Source organism: Serratia sp. AKBS12, from assembly GCF_024793895.1.
Taxonomy (GTDB): Bacteria; Pseudomonadota; Gammaproteobacteria; order Enterobacterales; family Enterobacteriaceae; genus Serratia_F.
Window position 1 is genome coordinate 56,505 of sequence record NZ_JANUSB010000005.1, and the last position, 23,094, is coordinate 79,598.

The following is a 23,094-nucleotide window of genomic DNA, read 5'->3' on the forward strand; positions in this document are numbered from 1 at the left end:
TTATTTGGGGTATATTATTAATCATATCCCGCATCGTTGATATGGCAGTCAGCCAGCACGCGTGGACATACCAGGCATTGACCGGCGCTGCCGCTACAACGAATAAGGAAATAGTGGTAATGAAGCTAACAGTGCTCTACCGATCAGACAATAGCCGCCAATAAGAATTTTATTCACGTTATGTATGAAACCTTCCGCCCTCTTACCGGGGCCAGTAATCCGCACCTGCAAACGCTGCTGCCACGCCTGGTGCGTCGTCGCGTACGGCTGAAACCGCATTGGCAACGGTTGAACCTGCCTGACGGCGATTTTGTCGATCTCGCCTGGAGTGAAGACCCGCGCCTGGCGCGCGACAAACCGCGGGTGGTGCTGTTTCACGGGCTGGAAGGCAACTTCTACAGCCCGTATGCCCACGGCCTGCTGCATGCCTGGCAGCAAAAGGGCTGGCTCGGGGTGGTGATGCATTTTCGCGGTTGCAGCGGCGTGCCAAACCGCCAGCAACGCATTTACCATTCCGGTGAAACCGAAGACGCCCGTTTCTTCCTGCAATGGCTGCGCGACAGCTATGGCGTAGCGCCGACCGCGGCGGTCGGCGTATCGCTCGGCGGCAATATGCTCGCCTGCTATCTGGCGCAGCAGGAAGACAATAGCCTGCTGGACGCGGCGGTGGTAGTCTCGGCACCGTTAATGCTCGAACCCTGCTCGTGGCGTATGGACCAGGGCTTCTCTCGCGTCTATCAGCGTTACCTGCTGGGTCAGTTGAAGCAGAATGCCACGCGAAAACTGCTGCATTATCCGGGCACCCTGCCGCTGAAATTGCCGCAGTTGCAGGGCTTGCGCCGCATACGCGACTTCGACGATCTGATTACCTCACGCATTCACGGCTTCAGTGATGCCACAGATTATTACCGCCGTTGCAGCGCCCTGCCGCTGCTGCCAAAGATCCAGACACCGTTGCTGATCATCCATGCCAAGGACGACCCGTTCATGACCGACGAGGTGATCCCGGATCTAGCCAGCCTGCCGCACAATATCGAATATCAACTGACGGAATGCGGTGGTCACGTCGGCTTCGTCGGCGGCTCGCTAAAAAAACCGTATATGTGGCTGGAATACCGTATTCCCTCCTGGCTTACCCCTTATCTGGAACAGAACCCGTGATAATCCCCTGGAAAGAACTGGACAGCGAAACGCTGAATAATCTGATCGAATCCTTCGTGCTGCGCGAAGGCACCGACTACGGCGAGCATGAACGTTCGCTGGCGCAGAAAGTGGAGGACGTTCGCCGCCAATTGCAAAGCGGCGAAGTGCTGCTGGTGTGGTCGGAACTGCATGAAACCGTCAATATCATGCCACGCGGCCAGTTCCGTGCCGGTCAGGAAGAAATGTAATCCGCCCTATGACTGACGGGAAAAATCAGGTATCAATGAGCCATACCCTACAGCATTCGAGTTGCATCGAGGCGGCCTACAGCGAAGCTGCTTGAGGTAAGACGGATAAAAAAACACGCATTTTAGACGGAGTAACATATCGTATGTCTGCCAAACATCCCGTTATCGCGGTAACCGGCTCCAGCGGAGCCGGCACCACCACTACCAGCGTGGCGTTCCGCAAAATATTCCAGCAGTTGAATATTCGCGCCGCACAGTTGGAAGGCGACAGCTTCCACCGCTATACCCGGCCGGAAATGGACGCGGCGATCCGCAAGGCGCGCGATCTTGGCCGCCACATCAGCTATTTTGGCCCCGAAGCCAACGACTTCGGCCTGCTGGAACAGAGCTTTCGCGAATACGGTAACAGCGGCAGCGGCCGTTCACGTAAATATCTGCACACCTATGACGAAGCCGTGCCGTATAACCAGGTCCCTGGCACCTTTACGCCTTGGGAAGCCCTGCCGGAACCCACCGACGTACTATTCTACGAAGGGCTGCACGGCGGCGTCGTCACCGATCAGCATGACGTGGCGCAACAGGTCGACTTGCTGGTCGGCGTGGTGCCGATTGTCAACCTGGAGTGGATCCAGAAGCTGATCCGCGATACTGGCGAACGCGGTCACTCTCGCGAGGCGGTGATGGATTCGGTAGTACGTTCGATGGAAGACTACATCAACTACATCACGCCGCAGTTTTCACGCACCCACATCAACTTCCAGCGCGTGCCGACGGTGGATACCTCCAACCCGTTTGCCGCCAAGGCCATTCCGTCACTGGACGAAAGCTTTGTGGTGATCCACTTCCGTGGGTTGGATCAAATTGACTTCCCTTATCTGCTGGCGATGCTGCAAGGCTCGTTTATTTCACACATCAATACGCTGGTGGTGCCGGGCGGCAAAATGGGGCTGGCGATGGAGTTGATCATGGCACCGCTGGTACAGCGGCTGCTGGAAGGCAAAAAGATTGAGTAGCCAGGCGGTACGGGATGTGCGCGGGGAGCATTAAACCGCCGCGCCACATGCCTTAGGCCACTTCTCGGACTTCGAAGCTGTGGGTAACGCTGGCGGCCTTGCCAAGCATCAGCGCTACCGAACAGTATTTGTCGGCCGATAGATTCACCGCGCGCTCTACCGCCTTGTCGCCAAGACCTTTACCGCTGACGATAAAATGCAGGTTGATATGGGTAAATACCCGTGGCGCCTCTTCGCGACGTTCGGAGGTCAGTTTTACCTCACAGTCGCGCACGTCGTGACGGCCTTTTTGCAAAATCGACACCACGTCAATCGCGCTGCACCCTCCCACCGACATCAACACCATTTCCATCGGGCTCGGCGCCTTGTCACCGGCATTGCCGTCCATCAAAACCTGATGGCCAGACGCCGATTCGCCAAGAAACGTTAACCCTTCAACCCATTTGACTCTTGCCTGCATTCCAATGACTCCGATTGATTCTTTGTCACCAGACTACGCGTTCGCAGCAAAACTGGCAACGGAACCTGATACTGGTCATGTGTGAGCGAGACAACACAAGACACCCGCGTCACTCTGTGCTACAAACAGAGCCGCAATAACGCTTTCTGGACAGCGCTTTCAGGGAAATGCCCACGGAAAGGCACCTTAATGTGTATGTTAACAGAATGTAGCTTGCAGCTCTCACTGCAAGTTAATATGCTAGGGCAATAGCGTATTTTTACGTCACGCCTCAAAAACGGTTAATGGCCGCCACTCATGGACCGCCATAACACGTTTGACAGGGAACTCTGACCCCTGTGATACAGGCAGATTACAACAGAGGATAACAGCGAATGGTTCTCGGCAAACCGCAAACAGACCCTACTCTCGAATGGTTCCTGTCTCATTGCCATATCCACAAATATCCATCGAAAAGTACGCTGATTCACCAAGGTGAAAAGGCCGAAACGCTTTACTACATCGTGAAAGGCTCCGTTGCGGTGCTGATTAAGGATGAAGAAGGTAAAGAGATGATCCTGTCCTATCTCAATCAGGGCGACTTCATCGGCGAACTTGGATTATTTGAAGAAGGCCAGGAACGCAGCGCCTGGGTTAGGGCTAAAACCGCCTGTGAAGTGGCTGAAATTTCCTATAAGAAATTCCGTCAGTTGATCCAGGTGAACCCTGATATTCTGATGCGCCTGTCGGCGCAGATGGCAAGCCGCCTGCAGGTCACCTCAGAGAAAGTGGGTAACCTCGCCTTCCTAGACGTTACCGGCCGCATTGCGCAAACCCTGCTCAACCTGGCCAAGCAGCCGGATGCCATGACTCACCCGGACGGCATGCAGATTAAAATTACCCGTCAGGAAATCGGTCAAATCGTCGGTTGTTCACGCGAAACGGTTGGCCGTATTCTGAAAATGCTCGAAGATCAAAACCTGATTTCCGCACACGGCAAAACCATTGTCGTCTACGGTACCCGTTAATCCCTTAAAAACGGCACGTTTCAAAAAATGCCGGTCAGTGAACGCTGACCGGCATTTTTATGCGCCGTTTACCGCAGGGCCGGCCACTACGCGGCGTTAATCACGTCCTGGACGGCCTGCTCAAACAGCGCCATACCGTCGGCAATATCTTGTGGCTCAACCACCAGCGACGGTGCAAAGCGGATTACGTTCGGCCCGGCATTTAAAATCATCAGGCCGCGCGCGGCGGCCGCGGAGAGAAAATCACGCGCCTTGCCGTGGTAGGGTGCTGTCAGCTCGGCGCCGATCAATAGCCCCATGCCGCGAATATCGCTGAAAATACGGTATTTTTCGCCAATTGCCTGCAACGCGGCGACATACAGCGCACGACGCTGTTCGACGCCGTTCAGCACCTCAGGCGTATTGATCACGTCCAACGCCGCCTCCGCCACCGCACAGGCCAACGGATTGCCACCATAGGTGGTGCCATGGGTGCCCACCTGCATCACCGAAGCAACCTCCTCGCTGGTCAGCATGGCGCTGATCGGGAAACCGCCCCCCAGCGCCTTGGCCGTGGTCAGAATATCCGGCGTCACACCGTAGTGCATATAGGCAAACAGCTTGCCGCTGCGCCCCATGCCGCTTTGCACTTCATCAAATACCAACAGCGCCTGATGGCGATCGCACAGTTCACGCACGCCTTGCAGGAACTGCGCGTCCACCGGCGTGATACCGCCTTCGCCCTGAATCGGCTCCATTACCACCGCACAGGTGTGATCGTCCATCACCGCCTTGACCGCCGCCAGATCGTTGAACGGCACATGCACGATGTCGGCCGGCTTTGGCCCGAAGCCGTCGGAATACTTCGCCTGGCCGCCAACCGAGACGGTAAACAGCGTGCGGCCATGGAAGGCGTTATAAAACGCGATGATTTTGGTTTTATACGGGCTGCGGCGAGTGATGGCATAGTGGCGCGCCAGCTTGAATGCCGCTTCGTTGGCTTCGGCGCCGGAATTGGCGAAGAACACCCGATCGGCGAAAGTCGCATCGATCAGCTTGCTGGCCAGGCGCAGCGCCGGCTCGTTGGTAAATACATTGCTGGTGTGCCACAGGGTTTCACCCTGCTGCTTCAGCGCCGCCACCAATGCCGGGTGGCAATGCCCCAGGGCAGTCACCGCAATACCCCCGGAGAAATCAATATACTCCTTGCCGTTGCTGTCCCATACCCGGCTGCCCTTACCCTTGACGGGAACAAACTGAGCGGGTGCATAAACAGGCAGAATAACCTGATCGAACGTATTGCGGCTGACTGGGTATTTTTCGGTCATTATTGGGTCCACCCTGAACGTAGTCGGATTTTTTAATGTTGCCATTAAGTGAAAATATAATCACAAAATATGCATAAAAAACCAAACAAGGGCAAACCTAAATCACCAGAAAAGGGAAAAAAATCATAACCTGCTAACTTTTAAGGAAATTATCCAGCAATTGGTGCCCCTGTTCGCTGAGAATGCTTTCCGGGTGGAACTGCACCCCTTCCAGCGCCAGTTGACGATGGCGAATCCCCATGATTTCGTCACGTTCGCCGCCGCGCTCACTCCAGGCGGTCACCTCAAAACAGTCCGGCAACGTGGCGGCTTCCAGCACCAGCGAGTGATAACGGGTCACGGTCAACGGATTGTTCAGCCCAGCGAAAACGCCGCTGTTGCCGTGTCGAATGGCTGAGGTCTTGCCATGCATTACCTGACGGGCGCGTACCACCGTGGCACCAAAAGCCTGTCCTAATGCCTGATGGCCGAGGCACACGCCCAGAATTGGCAGCCTCCCGGCAAAGTGGCGAATGGCGGCGAGAGAAATGCCCGCCTCATTCGGCGTGCACGGGCCGGGTGAAATCACCAGCCGCTGTGGCGCAAGCCGTTCAATATCGGCCAGTTGCAATTCATCGTTGCGTCTGACCAACACTTCGGCGCCCAACTGGCAGAAGTATTGGTACAGGTTGTAGGTGAAAGAGTCGTAGTTATCGATCAGCAGCAGCATGACATGTCCAGGCAAAAAAAAGCTGCGCTAGTTTACTGCTGCTGACGAAATTTTCCGCTTACTTTTTACGGCCACCCATAATCGACCCCAACACGCCACGCAAAATCTGCCTGCCGAGGTCGCGTGCCATACTCTTGGCCGCCGTCTGGACAATACCGTCGCGCTTGCCGCCACGCGGACCGGTAGAGCCGAACAGAAGATCGTTCAAACCGCCCATCAGGCCACCACCGGCCGCATCCGGTGCCGGTTTCTGCGCCGGTTGCCCCGGTTGCGGCGTGCCTATGGTGGCAAACCCTTCCGAGGACAGTTTTTCATAGGCAGACTCGCGATCGACCATATCTTCATAGCGACCATACAGCGGCGATTTATTGATCGCGCTGTTCAACCCGTCGGCGCCCAGCATGCCCATTTTCGACTCCGGCGCGATCACCATTGCCCGCTCCACCACGTTGGGTCGCCCTTTTTCATCCAGGAACGATACCAGCGCTTCACCAACCCCAAGTTCGGTAATCGCCGTTTCCGCATCAAAATCGGGGTTGGCGCGCATGGTCTGCGCCGCCGCTTTTACCGCTTTCTGATCGCGTGGCGTAAAGGCACGCAGCGCGTGTTGCACACGGTTGCCCAACTGGCCCAGCACGCTGTCGGGAATATCCAGCGGGTTTTGCGTAACAAAATAGATGCCGACGCCTTTTGAGCGGATCAGGCGTACCACCTGCTCAATCTTGGTCAGCAGCGCCGGCGGCGCGTCGTTGAACAACAGATGCGCTTCATCAAAGAAAAAGACCAGTTTCGGCTGTTGCGGATCGCCCACTTCCGGCAAATGTTCAAACAGCTCGGCCAGCAGCCACAGCAGAAAGACCGAGTAGAGTTTTGGCTGGTTAATCAGCTTGTCTGCCGCCAGCAGGTTGATATTACCGTGGCCTTTGGCATCGGTTTTCATCAGATCGTTGATGTCGAGCATCGGTTCGCCAAAGAACTGATTGGCACCCTGCTCTTCCAGCGTCAACAGCCCGCGCTGAATGGCACCGACCGAGGCGGCAGAAATATTGCCGTATTGGGTCTGGAACTGCTTGGCGTTGTCGCCGACGTACTGCACCATGGCGCGCAGGTCTTTCATATCCAGCAGCAGCAAGGCGTTGTCGTCGGCGATCTTGAACACCAACTGCAGCACACCGCTTTGCACCTCGTTCAGATCCAGCAGACGCGCCAGCAACAGTGGGCCAAGATCGGACACGGTGGCGCGGATCGGGTGGCCTTTCTCACCGTATATGTCCCACGGAATAATCGTGCAGGCTTGCGGTTGCCAATCGGTCACGCCGATCGCCGCCAGCCGCGCCTGCAGTTTTTCATTTGGCACCGCCTCGGTGCCGATGCCCGACAGGTCGCCTTTAACGTCCGATAAAAAGACCGGCACGCCAAGGCGGGAGAACTGCTCGGCCATTTTTTGCAGCGTCACGGTTTTACCTGTGCCGGTGGCGCCGGTGATCAGGCCGTGGCGATTGGCCAAGGCCGGTAAAATCACCAGATCCTGCACTGGTTTTCCGTCTTTCATCGCTTTGGCGATAATCCGTGCTTCACTCATTTTCTTTTCCTTTGACGCTGACGCGGCGCAAACGCACCTGTGGATGCCATAAAGCTATAAGCGCGGCCCGATCGCGTCAAGGGCAAACGAAACGATGTGTCACCAAGCGCGGCGTGACGCCTGCCCACGCCTATCCCCGCAGCCCCAGCTCCTCTTTCAGAGATTTAAGATAGCGGCGGCTGACCGGCACCGGATCGCCGACCGGCATTATCATTTCTGCCGCGCCGCTGTCGTCAAAGCGGATTTCCCGCACCAGCTCCAGATTGACCAGATACTGCCGATGGCAACGCACCAGCGGCGTGCGGTTCTCCAGCGTGCGCAGCGTCAGTTCGGTAAAGCACTCCATGCCGTCATTGCGCACCACGTAGACGCCGCTTGAGCGCGAACGGATGGCGACCACCTCCTCGAAACGCAGCAGGTAAATGCGGCTATGGCCGGTGCAGGGGATGTATTTCAGATAACCCTCGCTTTCCGGCAGTGCTGCAATATCCTGCGGTACACGGCGCTGTTGCAGCCGTTGCAGGGTTTTGTTCAAGCGTTGCGGCTCGGCCGGTTTTAGCAGGTAGTCAAAGGCATGCTGTTCAAACGCCTGCAGCGCGTATTCATCATAGGCGGTGAGAAACACGATGTACGGCATCCGGTTAGGGTCGAGCATACCGACCAACTCCAGCCCGCTGATACGCGGCATCTGAATATCCAGGAACACCACGTCCGGTTGCAGGCGGTGGATCTGGCTGATGGCTTCTATCGCGTTGGCGCTTTCGCCGACGATGGCCACGCCCTCCTCCGCCTCCAGCAAATGGCGCAAGTTGTCACGGGCCGAGGGTTCATCGTCGACAATCAATACATTCAGCATCAGGCCACCCTCGCCATCGGTAGGTTAAGCGTGATGCAGGTATAGGCTTCCGGCTCGCAACACACCTGTACGCCATAACCCTCGCCATAACGCACGCGAATGCGTTTATCCACCAGATTCATCCCCAGGCCGTTACCGGGCGTTTTCGCCTGAAACAAACCGGCGTTATCGGTGATCTGCAATAACAGCTGCTCTCCCTCACAACGGGCGCCGATGTCGATCCTGCCGACCCCCAGCAGTTGCGATGTGCCATGTTTGATGGCGTTTTCCACGATCGGCTGCAACGAAAAGGCCGGCAGACGCACCGCCAGCAACTGTTCCGGCAACGACACGGCTATTTCCAGCCGATCGGCAAAACGCGCCTTTTCAATTTGCAGATAGGCATTCACATGTTCAATTTCATCCGCCAACGTCACCTCGTCGTCCGAGCGCTTGAGATTCTTGCGGAAAAACGTAGAGAGGTACTGTACCAGTTCACAGGCGCGATCGCCGTCACGGCGAATCACCGCTACCAGCGTATTGAGCGCGTTAAACAAAAAGTGCGGGTTCACCTGCGCATGCAGCAGCTTGATTTCCGACTGCGCCAGCAGCTGCTTGTGGCGCTCGTACTGGCCGGCCATGATCTGCGCCGAGAGCAGGCTGGCGATGCCTTCACCCAGCGTCCGGTTGATGGTGCTGAATAACCTGCTTTTCGGCTCATACAGCTTGATGGTGCCGATTACCCGCTGATTTTCGCCGCGCAGCGGGATCACCAGCGTAGAGCCCAGTTTGCAATTGTTGCTGATCGAACAACTGTACGACAGCTCGTTGCCATCGGCATACACCACTTCGTTATTGTCGATGGCGCGGTGAGAATGCGCGGAAGAGATCGGCGTCCCTGGCAGATGGTGATCGTCGCCAATGCCGATGAACGCCAGCAACTGGTCACGATCGGTAATCGCCACTGCGCCGATGCCCAGTTCCTGGTAGATAATTCGCGCCACTTTCATGCTGTTTTCCCGATCAAAGCCCTGGCGCAGAATGCCCTCGGTACGTTCAGCCAGCTTCAGCGCCTTGGAGGAAAAGGCGCTGGTGTATTTTTCGAACATGGCGCGCCGATCCAGCAGAATTTGCATGAACATCGCCGCCCCCACGGTATTGGCGATCAACATCGGCAAGGCAATGTGCTCCACCAACCGCAGCGCTTCGCCAAATGGCCGGGCGATGGCCAGAATAATCGCCATTTGCAGCACTTCGGTGGCAAAGGTGACGCCGGCGACAAACAGCGGGTTGAACAGTAAATCGATCCGGCCGCGTCGCATTGCCGCACTATGCACCAGCCCTCCCACCAGGCCTTCGGCAATGGTGGATACCGCGCAGGCAACATCGGTCATGCCTCCCAGCGTGTAACGGTGCAGCCCACCGGTCAATCCCACCAGAAAACCGACCGAAGGCCCGCCCAACAAACCGCCCAGCACCGCGCCAATGGCTCGCGTGTTGGCGATCGAGTCTTGGATATGCAAACCGAAATAGGTGCCCATGATGCAAAATACCGAAAAGATGACGTAGCACAGCAGCTTGTGCGGCAAGCGGATCGTCACCTGCATCAACGGGATAAACAGCGGGGTCTTGCTTAACAAATAGGCAATAACGAGGTAGACGCACATTTGCTGCAATAGCAGCAGAACCTGGTTGAATTCAAACATAACAACGGCTCATCCTGAACAAGAACAGCAGATAGACGCCGGGTATCCGGTCTGGTTATAGGATGGCGATTAAAGCATGTACGAATGAATAAAACAGTGATGCAGGCAAAGCTTCGAACGGGAAGGGCAACGCACGCCGGTTCCCAGGCGGGAACCGGCACAAAAAGCTTAAGGCAGTACTTTGGCCGACAAAATCACTACCGGTTTGGTAGGTACATTCTGATAAGGGCCGACGTTGCCCGTAGGCACCTGGGAAATCTTGTCCACCACTTCCATGCCCTTCACCACTTTGCCAAATACCGCGTAGCCAAAATCACGCTGGCCGTGATCGAGGAAAGCGTTATCCGCCACGTTGAGGAAGAACTGGCTGGTGGCGCTGTCTTTATCTGCAGTACGCGCCATGGAGATAGTGCCACGCAGGTTGCGAAGGCCGTTATCCGCCTCATTCTTGATCGGTGCCTTTGGCGTTTTCTGCTGCATATCCGCCGTGAAGCCGCCACCCTGCACCATAAAACCAGGGATGACACGGTGGAAAACGGTGTTGTTGTAAAAACCGCTGTTCACGTAATCAACGAAGTTCTGGGTTGATACCGGTGCTTTCTGACTGTCGAGCGCCAATTCTATATTCCCGGCCGAGGTGGTCAGCATGACGTGGGTTTCACCAGCGGCGAAGGCGGCCGGTGCCATTGCTGTCAGGGAACACAGCGCAACGAAGGTCACTAAAGTACGTTTGAACATGAACGGGTCCTTTCTCTGAGAGACAAACAACGGAAAAGCGCATTGATTCTAAAGAGCTGTACCGGTGAGTGCCAGCCATTTACTTATATTTACTCAAATGTGGGACCTTTCTGACACCGTCCCGTTTTTCTTGCCAAAAGTATGATCGTCTCATCCGTTTTTGCCAAGCCGGTCACGCATTATTTGCCTGATTGGCAGCTTCGGTGATTTTTGCGAGCCATCTCCCGTTTTGATTTTACATTCCCGCTACCCTTAGCAGAAATGAGAGCGCTCTCATTTGGCAAATGCCAATAAAAATAACGATTTCAACGGAGAGTAATGATGAAAAGAATAGTGCTGTGCTGCGCGGCGGGAATGTCCACCAGCATGCTGGTCAAACGCATGCAGGACGAAGCGGCGAAACGGCAACTGGTCATTGAGATCAAAGCGGTGCCCGCTGCCGAATTTGAGGCTGAACTGCCCAATGCCGACGTGGTGTTGCTGGGGCCGCAGGTAAAATATGAACTGGCGCGTTTTAACAAAATCGCCGAACCGTACGGTTTGCCCGTCGCGGTGATCGACATGATGGATTACGGCACCATGCGCGGCGACAAGGTGCTGGATCACGCCCTCAACCTGATCGCCTGACGCGGCGGCGGAGAACATCATGAGCCTGTATGCTTCCCTTATGCGCGTGGTGGAAAGCCATATCGCGCCGCTGGCCGGCAGGATCGGCAGCCAGCGCCATATCATTGCCATTCGCGACGGTTTTATCTGCGCCATGCCGTTTCTGATTGTCGGCAGCATCATGCTGATCGTCGCCAACCCGCCGTTTGACGCCAATACCTCCTCCAGCTTCGGCCGCGCCTGGCTCGGCTTTGCCAAAAACCACTGGAACACCATCACCTTACCGTTCTTTATGACCATGGGCCTGATGAGCGTGTTTGTTGCCGTTGGCACCGCCTACAGTCTGGCAAAGCACTATGGTCTGGACGCGCTGACCGCAGGCCTGCTGTCGCTGATGGCGTTCCTGCTGGCCGCGGCGCCGCAGGTCGACAACAAGATGTCGCTCGACTTTCTGGGCGGCCAGGGGGTGTTCACCGCCCTGCTGTGCGCCATCTGGTCGGTGGAATTGATCCGTTTGTTGAAGAAATACAATATCACCCTGCGTATGCCGGAACAGGTGCCACCCGCAATTGCCCGTTCGTTTGAGCTGCTGTATCCGGTGGTCGGCATTTTATTGACGGTATACCCGCTAAGCATTCTGATGCAGAGCGAATTCCAGTTGTTACTGCCAGCGGCAATCATGCAACTGTTCCAGCCGCTGATCGCCGTCGGCGATACGCTGCCAGCCATTCTGCTGGCGGTGTTGATCGCCAATCTGCTGTGGTTCGCCGGCATACATGGCGACAATATCGTCACCGGCCTGCTCAACCCGATTTTTATGGCCAACCTGGCCACCAACGCCGCGCTGGTGGCGCACGGTGCCGCCACCACTCAGACGCTGACCGCCCCCTTCTGGTCGTTTTACGTTTGCATCGGCGGCTCGGGATCCACGCTGGTGCTGGCCTTACTGTATCTCCGCAGCCGCTCCATCCATTTACGCACCATCGGCAAACTGAGCGTGGTACCGGCGGTGTTCAACATCAACGAACCGCTGCTGTTTGGTTCGCCGGTGGTGATGAACCCAACGCTGTTTATCCCGCTGATCGTAGTCCCGATGATCAACGCCACGCTGGCCTATTTTGCCCTGCACTGGGATTTGGTGGAAAAAATGGTCGCCATGGCGCCGTGGACTGCGCCTGCACCGCTCGGTGCCATGATCTCCGCATCATGGGATATCCGCGCCGCGCTGCTGGTCGTACTGCTGATGACGATCGATTTCGCCATTTGGCTGCCATTCTTCAAAGTCTATGAAAAGCAGTTGCTGGCGCAGGAACGGCAACAGATCGAAACCGAGCGCACCGCGTCCGATGCGGCGTCCGCACAATAACAGGAGAATAGTGTGAGTGGAGCCATGACCATAGACAGCCCTGATTTTGAAAGCACGATTATGGAGCTGCTGGTGTTCGCCGGTAGCGCACGCAGTAGCGCACTGATGGCGCTGCAACAGGCGCGGGCCGGTGAATTCAACGCTTGCGCCGCACACATGGCCGACTCGAAAGAGGCGGTAAAACAAGCTCATCGCATTCAGACCCGGCTTATTGGCCTGGATGAGGGCTGCGGCAAGCTGGCGATAAATCTGATAACCGTCCACGCCCAGGACCACCTGATGAATGCCATGGTGATTCAGGATCTGGCCGACGACATGATTGAACTCTATCGCCGTCAGGCGCAACGGGAGACTGCTTTATGAATTCGCTGAAAATCGCCATTATCGGTGGCGGTAGCAGTTACACGCCGGAGCTGGTTGAAGGCCTGATCCAGCGTATTGATCAACTGCCGGTCAGCGAACTGGCGCTGGTTGACGTCGAGCCGGGTCGTGAAAAAGTGGCAATCATCGCCGCATTGACCAAACGCATGCTGGCGCGCCACGGCTTGGAACAGGTGAAAGTCAGCGTGCATTTTTCGCTGGACGAGGCGATTCGCGGCGCACGGTTCGTACTGACCCAGTTCCGCGTTGGCCAGTTGCCCGCACGCGCCGCCGATGAACGCCTGGGGCTTAAATATCACCTGATCGGCCAGGAAACCACCGGCGTTGGCGGCTTCGCCAAGGCGCTGCGTACAATTCCAGTGATGCTGGACATTGCACGCAAGGTCGAACAATTGGCACCGGATGCCTGGATCATCAATTTTACCAATCCGGCAGGCATGGTAACCGAAGCCGTTTCCCGTTATACCAAGGCAAAAATCATTGGCTTGTGCAATGTGCCCATCAGCATGCACCACATGATTGCCAACATGCTGCAGGCGCCGTCTCAAGATCTTCACCTGCGCTTCGCCGGGTTGAATCATATGGTCTGGGTGCATCAGGTGCTGCAAAACGGTCGCGACATGACCGGCAAAGTGATTGATATGCTGTGCGACGGCGCGGCGCTGACCATGAACAACATCAAGGAGGAACCCTGGCCGCCAGAGTTCCTGCGGGCCCTCCAGGCAATTCCCTGTCCGTATCACCGCTATTTCTACCAGACGCAGGAGATGCTGGATGAAGAGATCGCCGCCGCCGCCGACCGCGGCACCCGCGCCGAACAGGTGATGCAGGTGGAAAAAGAGCTGTTTGAGCTGTATGCCGATCCGCATCTCGATAGTAAACCGGAGCAGCTCAGCTTCCGCGGTGGCGCCTTTTATTCCGAAGTGGCGCTGGAACTGATTCGTGCGATCCACAATAATCTTGGCACGCAATTGGTGGTCAATACCGCAAACCGTGGCGCCATTCGCGGTTTGCCGGACGACGCCGTGATAGAAACCAACTGCGTGATTGATGCGCAAGGCGCCCATCCGCTGGCCTTCGGCCCGCTGCCGGATACCATGCAGGCGCTAACCCAGCAGGTGAAGTCCTACGAGCGACTGACCATCGAGGCCGCGGTGCATGGCGATCGCCGTAGCGGGCTGCTGGCACTGGTGACACACCCGCTGATTGCCAGCGCCAGGATCGCACAGCCGCTGCTGGACGACGTATTGGCCGCCAATAAGGCGTATTTGCCGCAGTTTGATGGTTAAATGGTCATCATAATGGCACAAGGCCTGGCCATACCCAGTGACCGGGGTTCGCGTGCGCAACCAACAACGAGTTCGCGTGCGCAGCCAACAACGAGGCAGCTCGAGGAAAACCGGAGGATACCCAATGGATTTCGAGTTGCGTCTAGGCGGCAAGCATAAGAAGCCCCGGGAGCTTGGCCGTATCCAGTGACCGGGGTTCACGTACGCAACCAACAACGAGGCAGCTCGAAGAAAACCGGAGGATACCCAATGAATTTCGAGTTGCGTCTAGGCGGCAAGCATAAGAAGCCCCGGGAGCTTGGCCGTACCCAGCGACCGGGTTTCACGTACGCAACCAACAACGAGGCAGCTCGAGGAAAACCGGAGGATACCCAATGGATTTCGAGTTGCGTCTAGGCGGCAAGCATAAGAAGCCCCGGGAGCTTGGCCATACCAAGTGACCGGGGTTCGCGTGCGCAGCCAACAACGAGGCAGCTCGAAAGACGAAGGGTATATGGTGACACTGGAAGATGTAGCCGCTCTGGCGGGCGTATCCCGCGCCACGGTATCGCGCGTGGTCAATGGCGACAGCAACGTCAAGGCGCCAACGCGCGAAAAAGTTGAACAGGCGATCGCGCAACTGGGGTATACCCCCAATCCCGCCGCGCGCGCGCTGGCGTCCAGCCACAGCAATACGCTGGGCTTGGTGACCACCTCTTATCGTGGCGGTTTCTTTGGCATGCTGATGGATTTTGTGCAGGGAGAAGCAGAAACCCACGGCAAACAGCTATTGGTGACACAGGGGCGCAACAGTGCGGAAAACGAGCTGCACGCCATCCAGCGCTTATTCAGTCTGCGCTGCGACGGGGTGATTTTGCACGTGCGTTACCTCAGCGATCGGCGCTTACGCCAGTTGGCGGAGGAGCGGCATCGCTTTGTATTGCTCGACCGTCTCGTGCCCGGCCTGGAGGACCGCTGTGTGACCTTTGACCATATGCGTGCCAGTCGCATGGCGACTCAGCAGTTGATTGATGCAGGACACCGGCGCATCGCCTGCATCAGTGGGCCGCGCCAGCGTGCCTCCAGCCGGTTGCGCATACTGGGATTTGAGCAGGCAATGCAAGCGGCGATGCTGACGCCGTTGGCCTGTCTGGAGGGCGCGTACGACCTGGAAAGCGGCTATCGTTGTGCCGATCGGCTGTTATGCGGTACCACCCTGCCAACGGCGATATATTGCTGCAACGAAGAAATGGCCATTGGCGCGCTGCTGGCGATTAACGAGCATCGCCTGAGCGTGCCACAGGATATTGCGCTGATCAGCTATGACAGCGGCGAACGGGCGCAATTTATGCGTCCGGCGTTGACCAGCGTGCACTTCCCGATTGCCGAAATGGCGCAGTTCGCCACCCGTTTGCTGATCGCGCCGGAAACGCCGGCGGTGACATTCACCCCCATCGTGATTCCACGTGACTCGGTTGAACCACCGACGGTATAAGTCACGAAATTATCGGTAGCGATTACACGCATTGCATAGAAAATATAACGAGCATCACATAAAACGGCCTGAGCTATGCTAGGATCCGCCACTTGGCAGCCGGATCGACACGTTTACTGCGTCTACCCAGAAAAAGCGGCATTCCGCTGCCCACAGACCAATCCACATACCAATCAGGCTTATTCAATGAATGACAGCAACCGTATCCGGCTTACCTGGATCAGCTTTTTTTCCTATGCGCTGACCGGTGCTTTAGTGATCGTCACAGGGATGGTGATGGGAAACATTGCAGAATATTTTAACCTGCCGGTTTCCAGCATGAGCAATACCTTCACCTTCCTGAACGCAGGCATTTTGATCTCTATTTTCCTTAACGCCTGGCTAATGGAAATCATCCCGCTCAAGCGTCAGTTGATCTTTGGTTTTCTGCTGATGGTACTGGCGGTAATCGGCCTGATGGTCGGCAAAAGCCTGACCATGTTTTCCATCTGCATGTTCATTCTTGGCGTGGTCAGCGGCATCACCATGTCGATCGGTACCTTCCTGATCACCCATATTTACTCCGGTCGCCAGCGCGGCTCACGCCTGCTGTTTACCGACTCCTTCTTCAGCATGGCCGGGATGATTTTCCCCATTGTTGCCGCCATGCTGTTGGCGCGTCACATCGGTTGGTATTGGGTATATGCCTGCATCGGCCTGCTGTACGTGGCAATTTTCGTGCTGACCCTGTGCTCTGACTTCCCGGTTCTGGGCCATAAGGGTGACAAGAGCGGCGCCCCGGCCACCAAAGAAAAGTGGGGAATTGGCGTGCTGTTTCTGTCGGTCGCCGCGCTGTGCTATATCCTCGGCCAACTGGGCTTCATTCAATGGGTGCCGGAATATGCCACCAAATCTTTCGGCATGGACATCAACCAGGCCGGTAAATTGGTCAGCGACTTCTGGACGTCTTACATGATTGGCATGTGGGTGTTCAGCTTTGTGCTGCGCTTCTTTGACCTGCAACGCATCGTCACCGTGCTGGCGGCATTGGCCACCGGTGCCATGTACCTGTTTGTCAGCAGCGATAACCCGCAGCATCTGGCATACTACATCATGGCTCTGGGCTTCGTTTCCAGCGCAATCTACACCACGCTTATCACCCTCGGTTCACTGCAGACCAAGGTATCTTCGCCGAAACTGGTCAACTTTATCCTGACCTGCGGCACCATCGGCACCATGCTGACCTTTGTCGTCACCGGTCCAATCGTGGCCAAGGGCGGCGCGCATGCCGCACTGACGACCGCCAACGGTCTGTATCTGGCAGTGTTCGTGATGTGTCTGCTGTTGGGCTTTGTGACCAAACACCGCAGCCACGGCCACGTCACCCACTGATAACCCCGTAAAGCCGGTGGGACAGAAAACCGCTCCACCGGCAGGCTCTGCCCATGCCCTGCCATTATCACCAGCCAAAAGGGCGCTTACCGCGCCCTTTTGGACCGGTAATCACCGGTTAGCGACGGAAATCAACCTTCTCTTCGCAGGCCAGATAGAGTGTGGTTTCTGCTGGACGCGTTTCGGCTATCACCGCGCCCTGACGAACGGAATAGCGTACCGGTGTCTGGCGACGTACCGCGTCAAAGCCGCTTTCCGCCGGCAAAATCACCAGGTTGGCACTGTTACCCGCCGTCAGACCGTAATCCTGCAGGTGCAGCGTACGGGCGCTGTGGCTGGTAATCAGCTTCAGCCCGTCATCAATCTGCCCGTAGCCCATCAATTGACACACGTGCAGCCCCATATGCAGCACCTGCAACATATTGGCGGTGCCCAGCGGATACCACGGATCGAATACGTCATCGTGGCCGAAGCAGACATTAATATCTGCTTCCAGCATCTCTTTTACCCGCGTGATACCGCGACGTTTGGGATAACTGTCGAAACGCCCCTGCAGATGAATATTAACCAGCGGGTTGGCAACGAAGTTGATGCCAGACAGCTTCAGCAGGCGAAACAACCGCGAGGTATAGGCACCGTTGTAAGAGTGCATCGCCGTGGTATGGCTGGCGGTGACCTTGTCGCCCATATCCAGCTTCAGCGCCAGCGCCGCAACGGTTTCCACAAAGCGTGACTGCTCGTCGTCAATTTCGTCGCAGTGCACATCCACCAGCCGATCGTATTTTTGCGCCAGTGCGAAGGCTTTATGCAGCGACTCAACGCCGTATTCGCGAGTGAATTCAAAGTGCGGGATGGCGCCAACCACGTCCGCGCCGAGGCGTAACGCCTCTTCCAGCAACGCTTCGCCGTTGGGATAGGAAAGAATGCCTTCCTGCGGGAAGGCAACGATTTGCAGCGTGACCCACGGCGCGACCTCCTGTTTCACTTCCAGCATGGCTCGCAACGCGGTCAGCGTAGGATCCGACACGTCGACGTGGGTGCGCACATACTGGATGCCATTGGCGATTTGCCATTTCAGCGTTTGCCAGGCGCGCTGTTTGACGTCTTCATGACTCAGCAACGCCTTGCGCTCCGCCCAACGCTCAATACCTTCAAACAGCGTGCCGGACTGGTTCCAGGCCGGCTGCCCGGCGGTCTGGGTGGTGTCCAGATGGATATGCGGCTCGACAAATGCCGGCAACGCCAGCCCGCCTTCGGCATCCAGCGTATCGCTGCGCCACTCCTGCCCTTCCGGCTGCGGAATGATATGGGCGATGCGCCCCTGCTCGATCGCCAGCTGCCACAGCCCTTCGTGCCCGCCGAGGCGCAGGTTATCGATATATTTCAATTTATTCACCGGCATGCTGCTCCTTGATATGTTGTATGAACTGGCGGTTTGCCAGCGGGTTCAGTACGGCATAGCTCAACGCCGCGCCCAGCACTGCATTGATCGGCACGATGCCCGGCAACCAGTGCCCTGCCGCAACGCCAATCGCCACCGCCAGAATCGCCACCCAGTTAACGTTCATCATCTGCGCCTGCGCAAACGCCAGATAACGCTGCCGGTTAGCCAGATAGTCGACAATGATCACCCCGCCGATCGGTGGAATGGCCGCCGACAGAAACGTCAGCCAGCCAACGAAGTTATTATACAGCCACAGCGCGCTGAGTGTGCCGATGGCACCGTTGATCATCGACAGGGTTTTGCTCGACCAGCCGGTAATATTGGCGAATCCCAAACCGGAAGCGTACAGCGCGTTGTCGTTGGTGGTCCAGATATTCAGCCCCAGCACCACGATCGCCGGCAACAATAAGCCCTGCGCAAACATCACATCGGAAATATCGGCCATACCGAGCGTCGCGGCGCCGGCTGCACCAAAAATGAACATCAGCGAATTACCGAGGAAGAAGGCCACCAACGCCACCAATACCGCCATTTTGGCGCTGCGGCCAAAACGCACGAAGTCTGCGGTCAAAGTGCCAGCGCTGATAAACGAACCGATCACCATCGCCAGCGCAGCGTTAAAATCCAGCGGCTGTGCCGGTATGATGTGGCGCACCGCATCCATACCGCCAGCGTGCTGCACCGCCAGCCACACCGAATAACTGCCGAGCAACGCAATAGCCGGCACCGCAATGGCAGAAAGAAGGGTCAACGCGGAAATGCCGAACAGCACCGTGATGGTCATCAGCACGCCGGACAGCGCAATCAGCCAGTTGACATCCCAGCCGGTGGCCTTGCCAACCGGGATGGCAAACATCGCCACGCCAACGCCAAACCAGCCGACCTGCGTCCCACCCAGTAACAGCGAAGGCAGCCACGAACCACGCACGCCAAAAGAAAAACGCGCCAACAGATGGGTGGTCAGCCCGGTTTTTGCACCAATATAGCCCAGACAGGCAGTGTAGACGCCCAGCAGCAGGTTGCCGATCAGCACCGCCAAAAAGAAATCGTGATAGTTCAGCCCGGTGCCCAGCGCACCACCGGTCCACATACTGGCAGAGAAAAAAGTCAGCCCCAGCATCACAAACGTCAATGCCATTGCCCCTTTACGCGCCGTTGCCGGCACTTGCTGCTGACTGAAATTGTTATCCGGTGTCATGCGTGGTGTTCCTCCCCTGTGCTGATAAAAAAACCGCCGCAGTTTATAACGCGACGCGTCGAAAGCAATCGTTTTCGTCAAGCAATGGCTGTGCCAGCTTCGGCGTTAGAGGGAAATACTTCAGCGTTACTCCAGAATAAGTAGAATTATCTTTAACTGTCACGATTCAGCCAAAGTTGAATAAAAACCGCAACTTATCAATTATCGATAAAAATCATTGATATAACACCTTAGAGGTATATGAAACTACTCTTGATTTACATCAATAAGTCGCCGACCGGGAGGAATAAGGTAACGCTAGGAAATCAGAATTTTGAGGCAATAATGAGCAGAGTCAAACTTGCTGTCATCGGGAATGGCATGGTCGGCCACCGATTCATCGAAGATCTGCTGGATAAAGCAGGCCCTGACCACTTCGACATCACCGTTTTTTGCGAAGAACCGCGCATCGCTTACGATCGCGTACACCTGTCGTCCTATTTCTCTCACCATACCGCCGAAGAGCTTTCACTGGTGCGCGAGGGATTTTACGAAAAGCATAACGTCAGCGTGCTGGTGGGCGAACGCGCCATCACCATCAACCGTGGCGAAAAGGTGATCCATTCCAATACCGGTCGCACGGTGTACTATGACAAACTGATCATGGCCACCGGCTCCTACCCCTGGATCCCGCCAATCAAAGGCGCTGAAGGCCAGGACTGTTTCGTTTACCGCACTATTGAAGATCTCAACGCCATCGAAGCCTGCGCGCGCCGCAGCAAGCGCGGGGCCGTAGTCGGTGGTGGGTTGCTCGGTCTGGAGGCCGCCGGCGCGCTGAAAAGCCTGGGCGTCGAAACCCACGTGATCGAGTTCGCTCCAGTGCTGATGGCCGAACAGCTCGATCCGATGGGTGGCGATCAACTGCGTCGCAAGATTGAACGCATGGGGGTCAAAGTCCACACTGGCAAAAACACTCAGGAGATCGTCCACAGCGGCCAGAACGCACGCAAAACCATGCAGTTCGCCGACGGCAGCTCGCTGGAAGTCGATTTTATCGTGTTCTCCACCGGCATCCGCGCCCAGGACAAGCTGGCGCACCAGTGCGGGTTGGCGACCGCGCGCCGCGGCGGCATCGTTATCAACGACAGTTGTCAGACGTCCGATCCCGACGTGTACGCCATCGGCGAATGCGCCTCATGGCAGGAACGCACTTTTGGCCTGGTGGCACCAGGTTACAAAATGGCCCAGGTGGCGGCCGATCACCTGCTGAACCGTGAAAATACCTTCAGTGGCGCCGACATGAGTGCCAAGCTGAAGCTACTGGGCGTCGACGTCGGCGGCATCGGCGACGCACATGGCCGCACCGAAGGCGCACACAGCTACGTCTATCTGGATGAAAACCAAGAAGTCTACAAACGTATCGTGGTCAGCGCCGATAACAAAACGCTGATCGGCGCGGTACTGGTTGGCGACACCAGCGACTACGGCAATCTGCTGCAACTGGCGTTGAATCGCATCGAACTGCCGGAAAACCCTGACAGCCTGATCCTGCCTGCGCACGCTGGCAGCAAACCGGCCATCGGCGTCGACTCATTGCCGGAAAGCGCGCAAATTTGCTCCTGTTTCGACGTCAGCAAAGGTGACATCATCAACGCTGTGGCCATGGGCTGTCATACCGTGGCAGCCATCAAGGCCGAAACCAAGGCCGGTACCGGCTGTGGCGGCTGTATCCCGTTGATTACCCAAGTGCTGAATGCCGAGCTGAGCAAGCAGGGCATTGAGGTCAACAACCACCTGTGCGAACACTTCGCCTATTCGCGCCAGGAGCTGTACCACCTGATCCGCGTCGAGGGCATCAAGTCCTACGACGCATTGCTGGCAAAATACGGCAAAGGCTACGGTTGTGAAGTCTGCAAGCCGACCATCGGCTCGCTGCTGGCCTCCTGCTGGAACGAGTACATTCTCAAACCGCAGCATACGCCGCTACAGGATACCAACGACAACTTCCTCGGCAATATTCAGAAGGACGGCACCTATTCGGTGATCCCACGCTCCGCCGGTGGCGAGATCACGCCGGATGGCCTGGTGGCCATTGGCAAGATTGCCAAGGAGTACAACCTCTACACCAAAATGACCGGCTCGCAGCGCATCGGCATGTTCGGCGCACAGAAAAACGATCTGCCGGCCATCTGGGCCAAGCTGATTGACGCCGGCTTTGAAACCGGCCACGCCTATGCCAAAGCGCTGCGGATGGCGAAAACCTGCGTTGGCAGCACCTGGTGCCGCTACGGCGTCGGCGACAGCGTCGGCTTTGGCGTAACGCTTGAACACCGCTACAAAGGTATTCGTACCCCGCACAAAATGAAGTTCGGCGTTTCCGGCTGTACCCGCGAGTGCGCTGAAGCGCAGGGTAAGGACGTCGGCATCATCGCCACCGAAAACGGCTGGAACCTGTACGTCTGCGGCAACGGCGGCATGAAACCACGCCATGCCGATTTGCTGGCGGCCGATCTCGATCGCGAAACGCTGGTGCGTTACCTCGACCGTTTCATGATGTTCTATATTCGCACCGCCGATAAGCTGCAACGTACTTCGGTATGGCTGGAAAGCCTCGACGGCGGCATCGATTATCTGCGCAAGGTGATCGTCGACGACAAGCTGGGTATCAACGCACAACTGGAAGCGGAAATTGCCCGCCTGCGCGAAGCGGTGATCTGCGAGTGGAACGAAACCGTACAGCACCCTGAATCACAGGTACGTTTTGCCCACTTTATCAACAGCAGCCAGCGCGACCCGAACGTACAAATGGTCGCCGAGCGCGAACAGCACCGTCCGGCACGCCCTGACGAACGCATCCCTGTCACGCTGCTTGAAACCGAGGAGAAGATTGCATGAGCCAGTGGATTAACGTTTGCCCAATCGCCGATATCCTGCCCGCTACCGGCGTGTGCGCCCTGATTGGCGAACAGCAGGTGGCGGTGTTCCGCCCCTACGCCGACGAGCAGGTGTTCGCCATCAGCAACATCGACCCCTTTGCCCAGTCGAGCGTGCTGTCGCGCGGCCTGATCGCCGAACATCAGGGTGAGTTATGGGTGGCCAGCCCGCTGAAAAAACAGCACTTCCGCCTGCACGACGGCTTCTGCATGGAAGATGAAAGCCGCTCGGTAATGCCGTTCGCCTGCCGCGTAGTCGACGGCGTGGTACAGGTAGCCAGCGCAGGCCGGTAAGCGCCGGCCAG

General features: G+C 56.8%; 21 protein-coding genes. 12 read left to right on the top strand and 9 right to left on the bottom strand.

Translation table 11 applies throughout. The annotated features are described in order from the left end of the window. Positions 1-180: 180 nt before the first annotated feature. The 3 genes from NYE85_RS03295 (at position 181) to NYE85_RS03305 (ending at position 2,404) form a co-directional block, all read left to right on the top strand. Positions 181-1,161, top strand: a complete 981-nt coding sequence (locus tag NYE85_RS03295) for a hydrolase (RefSeq protein ID WP_259002901.1) — start codon at positions 181-183, stop codon at positions 1,159-1,161. Further along, entirely contained in the window at positions 1,158-1,391 is a 234-nt protein-coding gene (locus NYE85_RS03300; RefSeq protein WP_259002903.1) for a YheU family protein, read from the top strand. The genes NYE85_RS03295 and NYE85_RS03300 overlap by 4 nt, the downstream gene beginning before the upstream one ends. Before the next feature lie 143 nt (positions 1,392-1,534). Next, positions 1,535-2,404, top strand: coding sequence for a phosphoribulokinase (locus NYE85_RS03305; RefSeq protein ID WP_259002904.1), 870 nt, complete (start codon positions 1,535-1,537; stop codon positions 2,402-2,404). Between the two features lie 52 nt (positions 2,405-2,456). Here the strand turns inward: NYE85_RS03305 and NYE85_RS03310 are convergent, their stop codons facing one another. Then, on the bottom strand, positions 2,457-2,864 hold the full coding sequence (locus NYE85_RS03310; protein ID WP_259002905.1) for an OsmC family protein: 408 nt from the start codon (positions 2,862-2,864) through the stop codon (positions 2,457-2,459). A 374-nt stretch (positions 2,865-3,238) separates the two neighbouring features. On the opposite strand from NYE85_RS03310, the gene crp reads away from it, so the two are divergent. After that, positions 3,239-3,871: a cAMP-activated global transcriptional regulator CRP gene (crp, locus tag NYE85_RS03315; protein ID WP_004090925.1), complete on the top strand. Its 633-nt coding sequence runs from the start codon at positions 3,239-3,241 to the stop codon at positions 3,869-3,871. Positions 3,872-3,957: 86 nt separating this feature from the next. On the opposite strand, the gene NYE85_RS03320 is transcribed toward crp, so the two are convergent. The 6 genes from NYE85_RS03320 to ppiA all read right to left on the bottom strand — a co-directional run bounded on the left by NYE85_RS03320 (position 3,958) and on the right by ppiA (position 10,748). Further along, a complete protein-coding gene (locus NYE85_RS03320; RefSeq protein WP_259002918.1) occupies positions 3,958-5,178 on the bottom strand; it encodes an aspartate aminotransferase family protein in 1,221 nt (406 codons plus the stop codon). 133 nt (positions 5,179-5,311) lie between these two features. Then, on the bottom strand, positions 5,312-5,887 hold the full coding sequence (locus NYE85_RS03325; RefSeq protein WP_259002919.1) for an aminodeoxychorismate synthase component II: 576 nt from the start codon (positions 5,885-5,887) through the stop codon (positions 5,312-5,314). Positions 5,888-5,945: 58 nt separating this feature from the next. Beyond that, positions 5,946-7,469 (bottom strand): DUF853 domain-containing protein, encoded by a 1,524-nt coding sequence (locus NYE85_RS03330; RefSeq protein ID WP_259002920.1) that lies wholly within the window; start codon positions 7,467-7,469, stop codon positions 5,946-5,948. A 130-nt stretch (positions 7,470-7,599) separates the two neighbouring features. Beyond that, positions 7,600-8,325 carry a two-component system response regulator BtsR gene (btsR, locus tag NYE85_RS03335; RefSeq protein ID WP_259002921.1) on the bottom strand — a complete coding sequence of 242 codons (726 nt, stop codon included), beginning with the start codon at positions 8,323-8,325 and terminating at the stop codon, positions 7,600-7,602. Continuing rightward, positions 8,325-10,010, bottom strand: coding sequence for a sensor histidine kinase (locus NYE85_RS03340; RefSeq protein WP_259002922.1), 1,686 nt, complete (start codon positions 10,008-10,010; stop codon positions 8,325-8,327). The genes btsR and NYE85_RS03340 overlap by 1 nt, the downstream gene beginning before the upstream one ends. 168 nt (positions 10,011-10,178) lie before the next feature. Further along, positions 10,179-10,748: a peptidylprolyl isomerase A gene (gene ppiA / locus NYE85_RS03345; protein ID WP_259002924.1), complete on the bottom strand. Its 570-nt coding sequence runs from the start codon at positions 10,746-10,748 to the stop codon at positions 10,179-10,181. A 321-nt stretch (positions 10,749-11,069) separates the two neighbouring features. Between ppiA and NYE85_RS03350 the strand changes: the two genes are divergently transcribed. The 6 genes from NYE85_RS03350 (at position 11,070) to tsgA (ending at position 17,235) form a co-directional block, all read left to right on the top strand. Next, the gene (locus NYE85_RS03350) at positions 11,070-11,375 is read left to right on the top strand and encodes a PTS sugar transporter subunit IIB (protein ID WP_259003088.1); all 306 of its coding nucleotides are present in this window, start codon (positions 11,070-11,072) and stop codon (positions 11,373-11,375) included. A gap of 19 nt (positions 11,376-11,394) precedes the next feature. Further along, complete coding sequence (locus tag NYE85_RS03355; protein WP_259002925.1) at positions 11,395-12,720, top strand: PTS sugar transporter subunit IIC; 1,326 nt, start codon at positions 11,395-11,397, stop codon at positions 12,718-12,720. Positions 12,721-12,744: 24 nt separating this feature from the next. Beyond that, entirely contained in the window at positions 12,745-13,083 is a 339-nt protein-coding gene (locus NYE85_RS03360; RefSeq protein WP_259003089.1) for a PTS lactose/cellobiose transporter subunit IIA, read from the top strand. After that, positions 13,080-14,390 carry a 6-phospho-beta-glucosidase gene (locus NYE85_RS03365; RefSeq protein ID WP_259002926.1) on the top strand — a complete coding sequence of 437 codons (1,311 nt, stop codon included), beginning with the start codon at positions 13,080-13,082 and terminating at the stop codon, positions 14,388-14,390. The genes NYE85_RS03360 and NYE85_RS03365 overlap by 4 nt, the downstream gene beginning before the upstream one ends. A 493-nt stretch (positions 14,391-14,883) precedes the next feature. After that, positions 14,884-15,864 carry a LacI family DNA-binding transcriptional regulator gene (locus tag NYE85_RS03370; RefSeq protein WP_259003090.1) on the top strand — a complete coding sequence of 327 codons (981 nt, stop codon included), beginning with the start codon at positions 14,884-14,886 and terminating at the stop codon, positions 15,862-15,864. Between the two features lie 186 nt (positions 15,865-16,050). Next, positions 16,051-17,235 carry an MFS transporter TsgA gene (gene tsgA, locus NYE85_RS03375; RefSeq protein ID WP_259002927.1) on the top strand — a complete coding sequence of 395 codons (1,185 nt, stop codon included), beginning with the start codon at positions 16,051-16,053 and terminating at the stop codon, positions 17,233-17,235. A 118-nt stretch (positions 17,236-17,353) separates the two neighbouring features. On the opposite strand, the gene NYE85_RS03380 is transcribed toward tsgA, so the two are convergent. Both NYE85_RS03380 and codB read right to left on the bottom strand, forming a co-directional pair. Beyond that, positions 17,354-18,637: a cytosine deaminase gene (locus NYE85_RS03380; protein ID WP_259002928.1), complete on the bottom strand. Its 1,284-nt coding sequence runs from the start codon at positions 18,635-18,637 to the stop codon at positions 17,354-17,356. Continuing rightward, a complete protein-coding gene (codB, locus tag NYE85_RS03385; protein WP_259002935.1) occupies positions 18,624-19,877 on the bottom strand; it encodes a cytosine permease in 1,254 nt (417 codons plus the stop codon). Before codB ends, NYE85_RS03380 begins: the two co-directional genes overlap by 14 nt. 324 nt (positions 19,878-20,201) lie before the next feature. Here codB and nirB point away from each other — a divergent pair, with 324 nt between their 5' ends. Together nirB and nirD are read left to right on the top strand one after the other, a co-directional pair. Further along, on the top strand, positions 20,202-22,751 hold the full coding sequence (gene nirB, locus NYE85_RS03390; RefSeq protein WP_259002936.1) for a nitrite reductase large subunit NirB: 2,550 nt from the start codon (positions 20,202-20,204) through the stop codon (positions 22,749-22,751). After that, entirely contained in the window at positions 22,748-23,083 is a 336-nt protein-coding gene (gene nirD, locus NYE85_RS03395) for a nitrite reductase small subunit NirD (protein ID WP_259002938.1), read from the top strand. The genes nirB and nirD overlap by 4 nt, the downstream gene beginning before the upstream one ends. Positions 23,084-23,094: the final 11 nt, after the last annotated feature.